Source organism: Metabacillus rhizolycopersici (assembly GCF_020075705.1).
This window is the reverse complement of sequence record NZ_JAIQUM010000023.1, coordinates 19,132-33,739: the sequence shown is the minus strand read 5'-3', so window position 1 is coordinate 33,739 and position 14,608 is coordinate 19,132. Positions and strand designations below refer to the sequence as shown.

Sequence of the window (14,608 nt, the reverse complement as noted above, 5' to 3'; positions counted from 1 at the left end):
AGCTAAAGAATCGTGTGCACCAATTGTTAAAGGACTACGTTCGTTAGTTTACCAACATCATTTTTTGTAACCGAATAGATTCATGTCCATTTTGGACATATCCAAAAATTCATAACCTACTAGTGACAGGAGGGAATGAATTTTCAGAGATTAATGATGAATCAATTTGTCAACAGTTTGCAAAAATTATCGGTGGTCAAGAGGGATTCGCCGGTGGAAAATACGTGGCAACAATAAATCGAGATGAAATAGATGTAACTATATTGAAAAAACGTTTTAGAGTAACAACTTCTTTTTCAGTCGAATCAAGAGATAATTCTGGAAGAGCCTTGTGTCTAGGTAGGATAGCACTCTTGCAAAAAGAAGTAGATGGATTTGTTGCTGCGATTCTTAATCAAGGAATAAAAACGACAAAAGCAGTGAAAATAAATTTCACTGCTTTTTTAATATCAATATCATTTTAATGTCGAGATACTTTTTATTTAAGCTGAGGATAAGGATACGAATTAAAGTTTTCTACTTCATAACCGAATCCGTTACCCATTTTGGGCCTTTATCTTAAAAGTTAATCCTTCGATAAATGTCTTTTCTCCAACACGTTTAACACTTCATCTAATGGCAGTTTCTGCTCTCTCAATAAAACCATTAAGTGGAACAGTAAATCGGCTACTTCCCATTTTAGTTCTTCTTGGTCTCTATTTTTTGAAGCGATAATAACTTCGGCAGCTTCTTCGCCAACCTTTTTAAGAATTTTATCGACACCTTCATTAAATAGATATGTGGTATAAGAACCTTCTGGAAGTTCGCTTTCACGTTCGGCAATTGTTTTTTCAAGTGTGTTTAAGATCTCGAAACGATTTTGCGCGGTCTCTACTTCTTGGCGGTCAATCGTTTCATTAAAGCATGTGTACGCGCCTGTGTGACACGCTGGACCTGCAGGCTGAACAAGTACTAAAATAGCATCCTGATCACAGTCAAATCTCATTTCAACAACAGTTTGCGTATTTCCAGATGTAGCACCTTTGTGCCAAAGCTCTTGTCTTGAACGACTATAGAACCAGGTTTCCTTTGTTTCTATCGTTCTTTTCAACGATTCCTCATTCATATACGCTAATGTTAGTACTTCTTTACTCACTGCATCCTGTACGATTGCTGGGACGAGCCCGTTTTGATCAAATTTAATGTTTTCAATCATCGCACATTCACCCCCTGTTTGTCTAAGTAATCCTTCACTTCTTTGACAGATGTTTCTTTATAGTGGAAAATCGATGCTGCTAGTGCTGCATCTGCTTTTCCTTCTTGAAAGGCTTGTAAAAAGTGTTCGGCATTTCCTGCTCCACCTGAGGCAATCACAGGAACCGATACTGCTTCACTTACTGCTTTATTTAATGCAAGATTAAAGCCGTTTTTCTCGCCATCACTGTCCATACTTGTTAGTAGGATTTCACCAGCACCGCGGTTAACAGCCTCCTGTGCCCACTGGACAACTTCCCATTCTGTCGCTTTTCTGCCACCATGAGTGTACACGCGCCAGCTACCTAATTCTTCATCATACTTCGCATCAATCGCCACAACGATACATTGAGAACCGAAAAAGCCTGCTCCCTCTGAAATAAGCTCGGGATTTAGTAAGGCTGCTGTATTTAACGAAACCTTATCTGCACCCGCACGGAGAATTCGTTTCATATCCTCAAGTGAATTGATGCCGCCACCAACCGTAAACGGAATCGCAAGCTGTGCTGCTACCTGCTCGACGACGTCAACCATCGTTTTTCGACCTTCATGTGACGCAGAAATATCAAGAAAAACGAGCTCATCTGCACCTTCCTGATCATAAAATGTCGCAAGCTCCACAGGATCTCCAGCATCTCTTAACCCTAAAAACTGAATCCCTTTGACAACTCGTCCATCTTTTACATCTAAGCATGGAATAATCCGTTTTGTGATCATGATCCACTTCCTACCTTCAATGCCTCTGTTAAACTGAACTGATTCGTATATAGCGCCTTTCCGACAATTGCGCCAGCTACTCCGTCTTGTTCATATTCAGACAGCGTTTCTAAATCCTTTAACGAGCTTACACCACCAGATGCAATCACTTGCTTCTTCGTTGCTTTTGCCATTTCAACAATGGCTTCAACGTTTGGTCCAGAAAGCATACCATCTGTCGCGATATCAGTGAAAATAAATACCTCGGCACCTGCATCTGCAAGCTCTTTACCGAGTTCAGTCGCCTTCACATTTGATGTATTTAACCAACCTTCTGTTGAAACATAGCCATCCTTCGCGTCAATACCAATTGCAATTTTCTCACCATATGTCGCAAGCATTTTTTTGACGAATTCTGGATTTGAGATTGCTGCACTACCTAAAATAACACGATCAACACCTTTTGATAAATAGAACTCAACATCTGCTTCCGTACGGATTCCACCACCGATTTGGATTTTAGCTGCTAGCTTTGTTGCCGCATCAATGACATACTGATGATTCACGAGCTTTCCTGCTTTTGCGCCATCAAGATCAACCATATGGATCCAGCTAGCCCCTTGATCATCAAAAGTCTTCGCCATCTCAAAAGGAGAATCGCCGTATACCGTTTCTTTGTTATAGTCACCTTGAAGCAATCGTACGCATTTGCCGCCGCGCATATCGATTGCAGGATAGATAATAAATTGGCTCATCTTCATTCTCCTTCTACAATGTTAATATAATTTTTTAAAATGTCTAACCCGAGCTCACTACTTTTTTCAGGGTGAAATTGGGTGCCATAGACATTGCCTTTTCCAACAACAGCTGGAACATCAACTCCGTAATCAGCCGTTGCTAATAGCGAGTCGCTTTGTTCTGAATCAACATAATAAGAGTGAACAAAGTAAGCATATCCGCCATTTATCTCTGAAAGCAACGGACTTTGATTCTGGATTTGCAACTCATTCCAGCCCATATGTGGTACTTTAAGTGTGCTTCCATTTGTTGTTTCTGGGATTTTTACAACCTTACCTGATAAAAGCGATAAACCTTTCGTTACTCCGTTTTCCTCACTTTCATCAAATAAAAGCTGCATGCCAAGGCAAATTCCTAAAAGCGGCTTACCGTCTGCAACGATTTTCTGAATAAAGGTTGTTAGCCCTGACTCATTTAAAATCGCCATTGCATCTTTAAACGCGCCGACTCCCGGCAAGATATAGCCATCTGCTTTTTCGAGCACTGCTTCTTCATTCGATACAATATAATCAACATTCATCCGCTCGAGTGCTTTACTGACACTATATAAATTGCCCATTCCATAATCGATAATGGCGATCATCCTATAACATTCCTTTCGTAGAAGGAAGTTCCCCTTCAATACGTGGGTCAATCATTGTCGCTTCATCCAATGCTCTTGCTAACGCTTTAAAGATTCCCTCGATCATATGATGCGTGTTATGTCCATAATGAACGATGACATGAAGGTTTATGCGCGCTTCAAGGGCAAACTTCCATAAAAACTCATACACATTTTCAGTATCAAACGTACCAACCTTTTGACTTGGAAATTCCCCTTTAAACTCAAAATGTGGACGATTACTTAAATCAACAACGACTTGTGCAAGCGTCTCATCCATCGGGACAAACGCATTGCCATACCGTTTAATTCCTCGTTTATCACCTAAAGCTTCACGAAGTGCCTGTCCTAAACAAATGCCAATATCCTCAGTCGTGTGATGGTCATCAATTTCAATATCGCCATTTGCATTGACGGTTAAATCAAATTGACCGTGCTTCGAAAACAAATCAAGCATGTGATCCATAAATGGAACATCTGTCTTAAGTGAAGACTGACCCTTTCCATCTACATTTAATGATAAAGATATTTGCGTTTCTTTTGTATTCCGTTCAATCGATGCTGTTCTTGTCATAAATTCGTCCTCCTATTTAAGCCTTTCTTCCATGGCACGAGCATGCGCTTCTAAGCCTTCAAGGCGCGCTAATTTTGCCACCTTCGCATAATTGTTCTGGAATGCTCGTTCACTATACGAAATAATGCTTGATTTCTTCATAAAGTCATCCACATTTAGTGGACTTGAAAACCTCGCTGTTCCATTTGTCGGTAACACGTGGTTAGGACCTGCAAAATAGTCGCCAACTGGTTCAGAACTATAACGCCCAAGAAAAATGGCTCCCGCATGCCTAATTTCATTTAAAAGAGCTAACGGATTTTCTGTTAACACTTCAAGATGTTCTGGTGCAAGCTCGTTCACTACCGCGATCGCCGTTTCAAGATCAGCTGCCACATAAATATGTCCGTATGTTTCAATTGACGCTTTTGCAATCTCTTTTCTTGGTAATGTCGCAACTTGTTTTTCCACTTCGGCTTTTACTTCTTCAGCCTGCTTCATTGACGTTGTGACTAGAATACTCGATGAGTTTTTGTCATGTTCTGCTTGTGATAATAAGTCAGCGGCAATTTCATTTGCTCTCGCCGTTTCATCACTTAACACAACAATTTCACTAGGACCTGCAATCATATCGATATCAACAATCCCGAACACTTCACGTTTTGCTAACGCGACAAAGATATTTCCTGGCCCCATGATTTTATCGACTGAGGCAATTGTTTCTGTTCCATAAGCTAACGCTGCGATCGCTTGGGCACCACCAACTTTATAAATTTCCGCAATGCCAAGCTCCTTAGCCGCAACTAAAACGCCAGCCGGTAGAGTCCCCTGTTGATTTGGAGGAGAAGTAATGACGATCCGCTTTACACCAGCAACCTGTGCAGGTATCACATTCATTAAAACGGAGGATGGATAGGCCGCTGTTCCACCTGGTACGTATACGCCGACTGCATCTATGGCAGTTATTTTTTGCCCGAGCATTGTTCCTTCATCATTATAGCTAATCCATGTTTCACGCTTCTGCTTTTCATGGAAAGAACGAATGTTAGCTGCAGCTTCGCGAATGATATTGACCAATTCATCGTCAAGCGCTTCATACGCTGCCGTAAATTCCTCTTCTGTAACCTTTAAGTCTGATAAGGATACCTGGTCGAAGGTTTCTGTATAAGAAAAAAGCGCTTTGTCTCCTTCTTCACGAACCGTTGAAATAATCGATTGCACGATTGAACGTTGCTCCTCAGTACCTGTATCAATTGTTCGTCTTAACGAGACATTTTTATCAGTAATACGAGTAATTTTCATCCGATTAACCTCCAATTACTTTCGATAGCCGTTCTACTAGCTCATCAATCGGCTCATCTTTCATGCGATAGCTAACAGGGTTAACGATCAGACGAGATGTTATATCACATATATGCTCTAATTCAACTAAGCCATTTTCCTTCAGCGTTCTTCCAGTTGAGACAATATCAACAATCCGATCAGCTAATCCAATGAGTGGTGCGAGCTCAATTGAACCATTTAATTTAATGATTTCGACCTGTTCTCCTTGTTCACGGAAATAGCTTGATGCGACTGTTGGATATTTTGTTGCAACCTTAGGCGCTACATCCGATAGCTTGACATTCGGTAGACCAGCAACGGCTAAATAGCATGCACTAATTTTCAAGTCAAGAACCTCGTACACATCACGTTCTTCTTCCAGCATAACATCCTTGCCAGCAATTCCGACATCTGCAACACCATGTTCTACATAGGTCACGACATCCATTGGCTTCGCTAAAATAAACCGAATGTTCTCGTTTGGTACATCTAAAATCAACTTTCTTGATTCATCAAATTCTGGAGGAAGCTGATAATTGGCTTTGCGAAGCATGTCTGCCGCTTCTTCAAAAATTCTTCCTTTTGGCATCGCAATTGTTAACATGTTTTTCACCTTACAGCTCCCCCTTTCGAGATCCGATAAAATAGACAACTTCTTCAAAATGCTTGGTAAATACGTCAACATCTTTAATTCCGCTTATATCCTGCATGACAACGCGTTTATTGCTGGCACGAAGTTTTGTCGCGTGAGCAATCGCCTCTAAACGACGTTCTTGACTATAAATGACACATTCAAGCTTCTGTTCATCGGTCATTTTAAGCGCCTCAATTAGGCGATCTATTCGAAGGCCAAACCCGGTTGCAGGTGCAGCACGATTAAATTTTTCAAAAAGGTGATCATACCTTCCACCGCTTCCGATTAAAAAACCAACGTTGTCTGCATGTACTTCAAATAAAATGCCCGTATAATAACTCATATGACTAACAATGTTTAAATCTAATTGTAAATAATCGGTTACTTGCAACTCCTCTAGGATCGACCAAAGCTGACTAATTTCTTCTAACGAGTCACGTGCTTGCGAAGATGTGACAATATCCTGCGCTTCTCCTACTTTATCAATGTCTCCACGGAGCTTTAATAAAGTGAATAGTCGTTCTTTATCAATTGAGGATAACGGTAAGCTCTTCACATGTTCTTTATAGCCAACATAATTCTTTTCATAAAGGAAGCGTCTTAATACATCCACCCGTTCTTGGCTTCCTAAAACTTCTTTAAACAAAGCATTTGCATAGCCAATATGTCCGATCGCGATTTTAAAATTCTCGAGTCCAGCTTCCTTTAAAGTGGCAACCATTAATGCAATGACTTCCGCATCAGCACTCGTTGTACCATCGCCGATTAATTCAACACCGACTTGTTCAAACTCTGCTGGACGTCCACCTTCCCGCTGTTGGGCCCGAAAAACATTTGCCGAATAGGCAAGGCGTAATGGATAGAGGTCATTATATAATTTAGATGCAGCAACACGTGCAATCGGTGCTGTCATTTCTGGTCTAAGCACCAATGTATGCCCCTGAGCATCCAATAATTTAAACAACTGTTGATCAAGAATCGCTGATTGAACCCCAACCGTTTCGTAGTATTCAAGTGTTGGTGTTTCAATAAACTGAAATCCCCACTGTTCAATCACATTCGTCATCGCGTGACGTGTCTTCTTTTTCACTTCATATAAATTCGGTAATGTATCTACCATTCCAAGCGGTTTCTCAAACATAAACATGTGTCTGTACCCCCGTCAATGTCTCATTAATTATTATTTTCAGAATCCTTTACCTCGCTAATATGTTAATATACTACCAAAATGAAGGAACTTTTACAAGTACTATTTCTTTGTCATTTCCTCTCTATTCGCCTTTTATTCAGGCTTACAACAGTTTAATGAACACCCACAGTCTTAAGACTCGTTTCTTCATTTATTTTTTTATCCAAAAGAAAGGGCGCTTCCAATTTTCATTTAAAAAATGGCTACTAGTTTTCACTAGCAGCCACTAATTCTTCCCTTTTTACCAATTCTTCCTTTGTATAAATCACTTGCATTGGATTTCCACCCACAAACGCTCCTGCAGGTACATCCTTGTGGACAAGCGTCCCTGCTGAAATGATGGCACCATCACCGATCACAACACCTGGTAAGATTGTTGAATTGGCACCAATCAATACCTCGTTACCGATTTTCACATCTCCAAGGCGATATTCCTTTATTAAATATTCATGAGCCAGTATCGTTGTATTATAGCCAATGACCGTATTTTTCCCTACCGATATTTTTTCAGGAAACATCACATCAAGCATCACCATTAATGCAAACGAGGCTTGCTCTCCTACTTCCATCCGTAAAAACGTTTTGTAAAGCCAGTTCTTTACCGCTAAAAATGGCATATACCGTGCGAGCTGTATGACGATAAAATTGCGCACAACCTTCCAAAATGGCACGGTTTTATACACATGCCATAATGAATTCGCCCCCGAAACTGGATACCTAGTTGTTCTTCTCACTCATTTCGCTCCAACTATTTTCAACAAATCGCTCATTGTATCAAGTAAGTAGTCAGGGTTAAGACTACTCATATAGTCTCTTCCCTTCGCACTCCAGGCAACACCCGCTGTTTTCGTTCCAGCACTTTTGCCTGCTCCAACATCATGATGATTATCGCCTACCATAATCGCATCCTCAGGTGAAGAATTAAGTTGCTCTAACGCCATTAAGACTGGTTGAGGATGTGGCTTCGCATGTTCAACATCATCAATTGTGACAATCACATCAAAAAATTGGTCAAGCTTCGATAGCTTTAATCCCATATTAACCGTAGTACGAATCTTCGTTGTGACAATCGCCAGCTTAAAGCCTTGTTCGTGAAGAGTTTTAACCGTGTCAAATACGGTTTCAAATTCGGTTACAAGGTTATCGTGCTGTTCATGGTTAAACTTGCGATACATCTTGATCATGTCCTCTGTCTTGTCTGGATCAATGCTATCAAACGCTTCTTGGAGAGTCGGTCCCATAAATGGTAATACATCTTCACGCTTGTATTTGTTTGGATAATATGAATTTAGTGTATGAAGATATGATTCAATGATGAGCTCGTTTGTATCAATTAATGTTCCATCTAAGTCGAATAATACTGTATTAATTTTCATAAGATGCTTCCTTTCTATTTGGTGCAGCTTCAAGCTTACGCCAAATCGCTGCGATGATTATTGTTAAAGTAATTGCTACCGTTAGGCGGATAATCAGTAATGGTAAAACTGGAATTCCTAATGGAATAAAAACAAGTGTATCTTCAACAACTGCATGACAGGCAACGAGAAAAATAAATGCTAACGTTAAATCTTTATGACTAACATTGTCCTCTTCTACCGCCTTAATCATGACACCTGCTCCAAATGCCAAACCGATTGTCAGACCCGCAACTAGAGTCATCGATGTATTTTCCTTCATCCCTAACAGACGTGTAACAGGTGCCATCCAGCGTGTAAAAACAGTTAGCACTCCAAAATCCTTTAAACATTGAATCACAATCATCAATGGAATAACAATCAATGCAAGTTGGATCACACCTAATCCTGCCTTTTGTACAGATAAGCCAATGATTTCTAACCAGCCATTCGGTATCACGGCTGTGTTACTGACAAATCCGTATTGAGCCATTTCACTGCCACCTTGCCAGACAAGATTTACAACGATAGCAGATCCGAATGCAAGTCCAAGCCTTACAAGTAAAATGATCCATATCTTTAGTCCAACTTTTGCCGCTACAGTTGACTCAATAAGTAAATTATGTGAAAAAGATAGCATTAAAGCTAGGATAAAAACCTCTTTCACAGTTAAATCAAGCGATAAGATAGCCCCAATCCCAGCGTAAAGATTCAGGAAATTTCCAATAACTAATGGGATGGCTGCTTCACCCGATAATCCGAATATCCCCATAATTGGTGTAATGAGCTTTGTTATCCAACCCAATACAGGTGTATACTGCAGCAGGCTGACAATCAATGTAATCGGGAAGATCACCTTCCCTAATGTCCAAGTTGTCTGAATCCCCGCTTGAAAGCCTTTTTTCAAACTACTGCGCACCGTTTATCCTCTCCTTGATGAATATGACGAAACATTCTATACTCTATTCTCGTCACCATTTAAAATAAGAAAAGCGCAAGCGCCTTGTTCAGCCTCGGGCAAATAAGACGCTCAGGAATAGAAGGTGTTCTTTGCCTTCAATTCCTGAGTGGCTTAGACCCAAGAGGGGCTAGGCGCTGGAGCTGGACACTAAAACTAAGTCAAAAGATTTATACTTTCTTAACCTTTGAAAAGGAAATTAGATTTCCTACTAAAGCACACTTCAATATGGTGGCGAGAACGAAGCAAGTTGTCACATCATCGATTGTATCTATTTTGAAGTTTAATCGTTATTTTAAGCAAATTGCGGAGTTCCGTTCCTATATCCTCCTCGCAATCGCGTCAACGATTATTTACTTGTGTCTAAATATCTCTCTTTCGAATATCCTGCCACGCGTCGATAAATAAGCGTAGCAACTGCGATTATAACTAAAACGATTGAGATCACCTGAGCAACCCGTAAATACTCCGTTAACATCAAGCTATCTGTTCGGAGTCCTTCGATAAAGAAACGACCAACAGAATACCAGATGACATAGGTTAAAAAGAGCTCCCCACGTCTAAAATTAGCTTTTCTTAACAAAAGTAACCCGATAAATCCAACCAAATTCCACAATGATTCATATAAGAACGTAGGATGATAATATTGTCCATTAATATACATTTGATTGACGATAAAATCTGGTAATAATAATCCTTCTAAAAACTCCCTCGTCACAGGACCACCATGTGCTTCTTGGTTTATAAAATTTCCCCAACGACCAATCGCCTGACCGAGAATAATACTTGGTGCAGCAATGTCAGCAAGCTTCCAGAACGATATTTTTTTTACTCGCGCAAAAATTGCACCCGTTATTAACGCTGCAATAAGTCCTCCGTGGATCGCGAGGCCACCGTTCCAGATTTTAATGATATCACCAGGATTTTGCGAATAATAATCCCACTGAAAAATGACATAATATGCTCTCGCTCCAATAATAGCCATCGGAATGGCAAATAGTACAACATCCACAAATGTGTCTTTATGTAATCCTCGTCTCTCACTTTCCCTTACAGCTAGTAAAAGTCCAAGTAATGCACCTACACCGATAATGACGCCGTACCAATGAATTTGCAAAGGACCTAATTCAAGAAATATGGGATCAAGCGGCCTTAGACCTTCTTCCATTTGTTCATCTCCCTACTAAAATATTTTTATCCTATTCTTACCAGGCAGTCCCCACCTACCCTATATTCAAGAGCAAAAGGGAAGGCAGGCGGGAGCTTACTCTGCCTGTAAAGAGTTAGGTAAGTCGTGCTTTATGTATGTGATAATTCTCTATATGATTTTCATTTTAAGAAGTACTTTTATCATGGTCGAACCCGCCCCAACAACAATTATTGCTCGAACCTTCATCGTCTAAGCGGTCTGACCGTTTCATGACTATTCGTCCTCACGATCCCCTTCTTTAATGACACCAGCAAGTTTGCTTGTAAATTGTTCAGCTGCATTAACACCCATTCGTTTTAAACGATGGTTCATTGCAGCTACCTCAATGATAACGGATAAGTTTCGTCCAGGGCGAACCGGAACGGTTAGCTTCGTAATATCTGTATCAATAATTCTCATTTTTTCTTCATCAAGACCAAGGCGATCATATTGTTTATTTTTATCCCACAGCTCAAGATCAATTACTAGTGTAATCCGCTTAAAGCTTCGAACAGCACCCGCACCAAATAGTGTCATGACATTGATAATACCCAACCCACGAATTTCTAATAGATGCTCAATCAGTTCAGGTGCACTCCCGATTAACGTATCTTGATCTTCCTGACGAATTTCAACACAATCATCAGCAACAAGGCGGTGACCACGCTTGACTAATTCTAAAGCTGTTTCACTTTTACCTACACCACTTTTACCTACAATCAGCACACCTACACCATAAATATCGACTAATACACCATGTATCGCCGTTGTAGGCGCAAGCTTTCCTTCCAAGAAGTTTGTTAAATGACTTGATAATCGCGTCGTCTTCATTGGAGAACGCAAAACAGGAACACCTTCACGCTCCGATGCCTCGATTAGTTCAGCTGGTGCCTCCATCTCTCTCGTAAGGACGATAGCAGGCGTAACATCTGTACAAAGCTCGTCCATGCGATGCTTTTTCTCTTGAGGTGTAAGTTGATGAAAAAATGAAAGCTCTGTTTTACCGAGCAACTGCACTCTTTCCTTCGGATAATATGTAAAAAACCCAGCCATCTCAATACCTGGACGGGATAAATCACTTGTTGTAATTGATCGATTAACTCCCTCTTCTCCACTAATTACCTCAAATTTAAATTTATCAATAAGATCCTGTGTGCGAACTTTAACCACAATATATCCTCCCCTATGACATGACTTTCCTTACATAACAGGTTTCATGCAAAATTTTAGTCTTCCTATTCTAGCAACTAACACTCTTTTCATTTTAGCATTAGTGCGATATTTTCCAAAATATAAAATTATCCAAGATAAACATGTTACCTTCTTACCGAATCATTCGCGGCGTAAAACTTGCCAATCTTCATCTGTAAAAAAACAAGGCGGTTTTCGCAAACTTTGTTGCTATTGTTATATAGAATGCCATCAACAGGGCCCGCTTTGGATCCTGTTTCCCGAATTGGGCACGTAACTACTTTATTCGTGACTGGTTTGACCTCTCGTTATTCGTTTGCAAGAAAAACAACGTTATCGTCACTAATTTGCTTATAGACATTCACTTCAACATAACGTGTCGCCACCATTTTCTCTGTTCTTCTCACATCAATATCCATTGTAAATTGGTCTTTGCCAGGGTATTTATCTGGATTATAGTAATGGTAGCGATCTAAATAGGGTGAGTACGTTTGCACATCAATCGAATTCGTTTCCTCATCAACGTGCAGAAGACGAATGAAGCCACTTCCACCTTCAGGCCCCTTTTGATAATCTGCCAGTAGCTGATAAACCTTTCGATCTACGATGCCATCTAGATTATCATCCAGATCATCGACTAATAGCTTACTACTATGATAATGACCGCTAAGAACTGCAACGACATGATGGTTAGGCACAACAATCTTTTCAAAAATGGCATTTCCTTGTTGACTTCGTTTACCGTTTTTCTTTAAGTATTCATGAAACACTAAAATGGCTGTTCGATCTTTGAAATCGGCTAGCACTTGATTCATCCACTCGATATCAACAGCTTTCACATCCCCGCCCATATAAACAAAAAGATAATCTTTCCCATTCACAGAGATGAGATCATAATGTCCACGATTATTTTGATAAGAATCCCCATAATAATGTTTTTTTCGAAAACGATTCTCCCCAAAATATTGCTGATACAACTTAAAATGATCACCTACATCATGATTTCCAGGAAGAACACCATATGGAATCTTCGCGACATCAAGTGTATTCATATACGAGTCAGCACGTTGCCACTGGTTTATATCTTGACCCTTGTTAACGATGTCACCTGTATGGACAACATATTTTATGTTCATGACGGCTTTATGCTGTGAAATCCATTCTGTTAACGTCTTAAAAATGGCTGGATGATCTTGGGCATAGTATTGTGTATCAGACATCCAAACAAACGAATAGTCATAGCTTTTTGATTGAATGGAAACTTGATCTTGGACAATAACACTTAATTTATTATTTTCCACGTATTCTTCTGCAGTAATGGTTCCGTTAAGTTCAAAATCATTTTCACCAGCCAATTTCCGTTCTAGCCCTACCCATTTTTCATCTTGAATATTCCAGACATACATCGTCACCTGTCTACCAGGTAACGATTTCCCTTCCCAATGAATCGTTACTTTATCTGAAGGTTTAACATCTTTATCTACCTTGACATCAAAGCGATGGTACGGGAATTTCGTGATTGAACGAGTCTCATTCGCCTCGCTATCTTTTTCTTTTAAAGAAAGATATTTTTTAGTAGAGAACTCTTTTTCACCTTTTGGTTTATATCCATTTGGTGGTTCATTGCTGGTGGCGTTATCGCTTACCATCACATGATTAGCTGTGACCGACGTATATTGATGAGCATGGTAAAAATTATTTGAAGCACTTTTTTCGACAGGAGAAGAATGACCCGAATGATTTACATAATACGAAGGAAGGAAAAGAGACACAAGCAACGCCATCCATATCAAACTGACAACATGGTTAAATTTGTACATACTATTCACCCAGTAGTAGTATGTGCAAATTTTGGTTTTTTTACCAATAGGGGATAAATAAAAGCATAAGCGCCTTGATCAGCCTCGGGCAAATAAGACGCTTTTGAATAGAAGGCGTACTTTGCCTTCAATTCAAAAGTGGCTTAGACCCAAGAGGGGCTAGGCGCTGGAGCTGGATATCGTGCGCTTATCCACAGTACAAGAATTTTATAAGTTCCTAAACGTAAAAAAGAGAAATCAGCAACATTTCTCCTCTTAAACAACGTTTATTTTGTTTTTTTATATGGTTCAACAATGCCCTTTTGAATCATTAAATTGAGCAATGACATCACGATTGCTGCTAAAATAGCTGCCCCGAAATGATCGATATTAAAGGCGTCGCCCATGAGACCTTCTGTAATCATTAATGTGATCGCATTGATCACAAAGAGAAATAATCCTAAAGTAAGGACCGTTACCGGCAGTGTCAATATAATCAAAAATGGTTTCACAAGAACGTTTAACACTGATAATATGAAGCTTGCCCCTAAGGCCGCACCGATTCCACTCAAATAAAATGAATCAAAGAAGCCAGCAACAACAATTAAAATTAACGCATTCACAAGAATACTGACTAACCATCTCATCATCATCTTACAGGACGTCCGATTCTTCTGGTACGATAAAAATACACGCCAGATAAGTAATTCCTAAAGGAAAAAATCCTGTGAAAATGAATAGGATAAAAAATAATATTCTAAGCATTGAAGCATCAATTCCCAAATAATCTGATAAGCCCCCGAGAACACCAGAAAGCTTTCGATTATTGCGAGATCGATAGAGTCTTTTCATTTTCTTCCACCTTTACGTAGTTTTCTTCTACCTTCCCCGACTGCTTCCTTTATGTCTAAGTTAAAGAAACGCTCCAGGAAAGGACTGATGTACACCTCAAATCTTTTGTCTCATTTTACCATAAGTAAAACTCCTACCAAAAAGATACAATTAGATAACTGCTCGTACTGAATAAGCTAGGGCAGTGAGGAAGAAAAA

At 39.8% G+C, this 14,608-nt stretch carries 16 protein-coding genes and 1 pseudogene; 1 reads left to right on the top strand and 16 read right to left on the bottom strand.

Annotated elements, in window-relative coordinates:
- Nucleotides 1–149: 149 nt before the first annotated feature.
- A pseudogene (locus K9V48_RS11975) lies at nt 150–404 on the top strand (DUF1259 domain-containing protein); the annotation flags it as partial.
- A 161-nt stretch (nt 405–565) separates the two neighbouring features.
- On the opposite strand, the gene hisIE reads toward K9V48_RS11975, so the two are convergent.
- The 16 genes from hisIE to K9V48_RS11895 form a co-directional block, all read right to left on the bottom strand.
- On the bottom strand, nt 566–1,195 hold the full coding sequence (gene hisIE / locus K9V48_RS11970; protein ID WP_224139228.1) for a bifunctional phosphoribosyl-AMP cyclohydrolase/phosphoribosyl-ATP diphosphatase HisIE: 630 nt from the start codon (nt 1,193–1,195) through the stop codon (nt 566–568).
- Nucleotides 1,192–1,950 (bottom strand): imidazole glycerol phosphate synthase subunit HisF, encoded by a 759-nt coding sequence (gene hisF, locus K9V48_RS11965; protein WP_224139227.1) that lies wholly within the window; start codon nt 1,948–1,950, stop codon nt 1,192–1,194. Before hisF ends, hisIE begins: the two co-directional genes overlap by 4 nt.
- Nucleotides 1,947–2,684: a 1-(5-phosphoribosyl)-5-[(5-phosphoribosylamino)methylideneamino]imidazole-4-carboxamide isomerase gene (gene hisA, locus K9V48_RS11960; RefSeq protein WP_224139226.1), complete on the bottom strand. Its 738-nt coding sequence runs from the start codon at nt 2,682–2,684 to the stop codon at nt 1,947–1,949. Before hisA ends, hisF begins: the two co-directional genes overlap by 4 nt.
- 2 nt (nt 2,685–2,686) lie before the next feature.
- A complete protein-coding gene (gene hisH / locus K9V48_RS11955; protein ID WP_224139225.1) occupies nt 2,687–3,310 on the bottom strand; it encodes an imidazole glycerol phosphate synthase subunit HisH in 624 nt (207 codons plus the stop codon).
- 1 nt (nt 3,311) lies between these two features.
- Nucleotides 3,312–3,902: an imidazoleglycerol-phosphate dehydratase HisB gene (gene hisB, locus K9V48_RS11950; RefSeq protein WP_224139224.1), complete on the bottom strand. Its 591-nt coding sequence runs from the start codon at nt 3,900–3,902 to the stop codon at nt 3,312–3,314.
- Between the two features lie 12 nt (nt 3,903–3,914).
- A complete protein-coding gene (hisD, locus tag K9V48_RS11945; RefSeq protein WP_224139223.1) occupies nt 3,915–5,183 on the bottom strand; it encodes a histidinol dehydrogenase in 1,269 nt (422 codons plus the stop codon).
- A gap of 4 nt (nt 5,184–5,187) precedes the next feature.
- The gene (hisG, locus tag K9V48_RS11940) at nt 5,188–5,808 is read right to left on the bottom strand and encodes an ATP phosphoribosyltransferase (protein ID WP_263432812.1); all 621 of its coding nucleotides are present in this window, start codon (nt 5,806–5,808) and stop codon (nt 5,188–5,190) included.
- 10 nt (nt 5,809–5,818) lie between these two features.
- Entirely contained in the window at nt 5,819–6,985 is a 1,167-nt protein-coding gene (locus K9V48_RS11935; RefSeq protein WP_224139221.1) for an ATP phosphoribosyltransferase regulatory subunit, read from the bottom strand.
- Between the two features lie 248 nt (nt 6,986–7,233).
- Complete coding sequence (locus K9V48_RS11930; protein WP_224139220.1) at nt 7,234–7,761, bottom strand: acyltransferase; 528 nt, start codon at nt 7,759–7,761, stop codon at nt 7,234–7,236.
- A complete protein-coding gene (gene ppaX / locus K9V48_RS11925) occupies nt 7,762–8,403 on the bottom strand; it encodes a pyrophosphatase PpaX (RefSeq protein ID WP_224139219.1) in 642 nt (213 codons plus the stop codon).
- A complete protein-coding gene (locus K9V48_RS11920; protein ID WP_224139218.1) occupies nt 8,393–9,340 on the bottom strand; it encodes a nucleoside recognition domain-containing protein in 948 nt (315 codons plus the stop codon). The genes ppaX and K9V48_RS11920 overlap by 11 nt, the downstream gene beginning before the upstream one ends.
- Nucleotides 9,341–9,728: 388 nt before the next feature.
- A complete protein-coding gene (lgt, locus tag K9V48_RS11915; RefSeq protein WP_224139217.1) occupies nt 9,729–10,547 on the bottom strand; it encodes a prolipoprotein diacylglyceryl transferase in 819 nt (272 codons plus the stop codon).
- A 255-nt stretch (nt 10,548–10,802) separates the two neighbouring features.
- Complete coding sequence (gene hprK, locus K9V48_RS11910) at nt 10,803–11,738, bottom strand: HPr(Ser) kinase/phosphatase (RefSeq protein ID WP_224139216.1); 936 nt, start codon at nt 11,736–11,738, stop codon at nt 10,803–10,805.
- Nucleotides 11,739–12,067: 329 nt separating this feature from the next.
- Nucleotides 12,068–13,579 (bottom strand): metallophosphoesterase, encoded by a 1,512-nt coding sequence (locus tag K9V48_RS11905; RefSeq protein ID WP_224139215.1) that lies wholly within the window; start codon nt 13,577–13,579, stop codon nt 12,068–12,070.
- 266 nt (nt 13,580–13,845) lie between these two features.
- The gene (locus K9V48_RS11900; protein ID WP_224139249.1) at nt 13,846–14,208 is read right to left on the bottom strand and encodes a phage holin family protein; all 363 of its coding nucleotides are present in this window, start codon (nt 14,206–14,208) and stop codon (nt 13,846–13,848) included.
- A gap of 4 nt (nt 14,209–14,212) precedes the next feature.
- On the bottom strand, nt 14,213–14,410 hold the full coding sequence (locus K9V48_RS11895; RefSeq protein ID WP_224139214.1) for a PspC domain-containing protein: 198 nt from the start codon (nt 14,408–14,410) through the stop codon (nt 14,213–14,215).
- Nucleotides 14,411–14,608 lie beyond the last annotated feature (198 nt).

Coding starts and splice junctions, on each gene's coding strand:
- hisB (WP_224139224.1), bottom strand. CDS start 3,902: ATGACAAGAACAGCATCGATTGAACGGAATACAAAAGAAACGCAAATA.
- lgt (WP_224139217.1), bottom strand. CDS start 10,547: ATGGAAGAAGGTCTAAGGCCGCTTGATCCCATATTTCTTGAATTAGGT.
- hisD (WP_224139223.1), bottom strand. CDS start 5,183: ATGAAAATTACTCGTATTACTGATAAAAATGTCTCGTTAAGACGAACA.
- K9V48_RS11900 (WP_224139249.1), bottom strand. CDS start 14,208: ATGATGAGATGGTTAGTCAGTATTCTTGTGAATGCGTTAATTTTAATT.
- hisF (WP_224139227.1), bottom strand. CDS start 1,950: ATGATCACAAAACGGATTATTCCATGCTTAGATGTAAAAGATGGACGA.
- K9V48_RS11905 (WP_224139215.1), bottom strand. CDS start 13,579: ATGTACAAATTTAACCATGTTGTCAGTTTGATATGGATGGCGTTGCTT.
- hisIE (WP_224139228.1), bottom strand. CDS start 1,195: ATGATTGAAAACATTAAATTTGATCAAAACGGGCTCGTCCCAGCAATC.
- K9V48_RS11895 (WP_224139214.1), bottom strand. CDS start 14,410: ATGAAAAGACTCTATCGATCTCGCAATAATCGAAAGCTTTCTGGTGTT.
- ppaX (WP_224139219.1), bottom strand. CDS start 8,403: ATGAAAATTAATACAGTATTATTCGACTTAGATGGAACATTAATTGAT.
- hisG (WP_263432812.1), bottom strand. CDS start 5,808: ATGTTAACAATTGCGATGCCAAAAGGAAGAATTTTTGAAGAAGCGGCA.
- K9V48_RS11935 (WP_224139221.1), bottom strand. CDS start 6,985: ATGTTTATGTTTGAGAAACCGCTTGGAATGGTAGATACATTACCGAAT.
- hisH (WP_224139225.1), bottom strand. CDS start 3,310: ATGATCGCCATTATCGATTATGGAATGGGCAATTTATATAGTGTCAGT.
- hisA (WP_224139226.1), bottom strand. CDS start 2,684: ATGAGCCAATTTATTATCTATCCTGCAATCGATATGCGCGGCGGCAAA.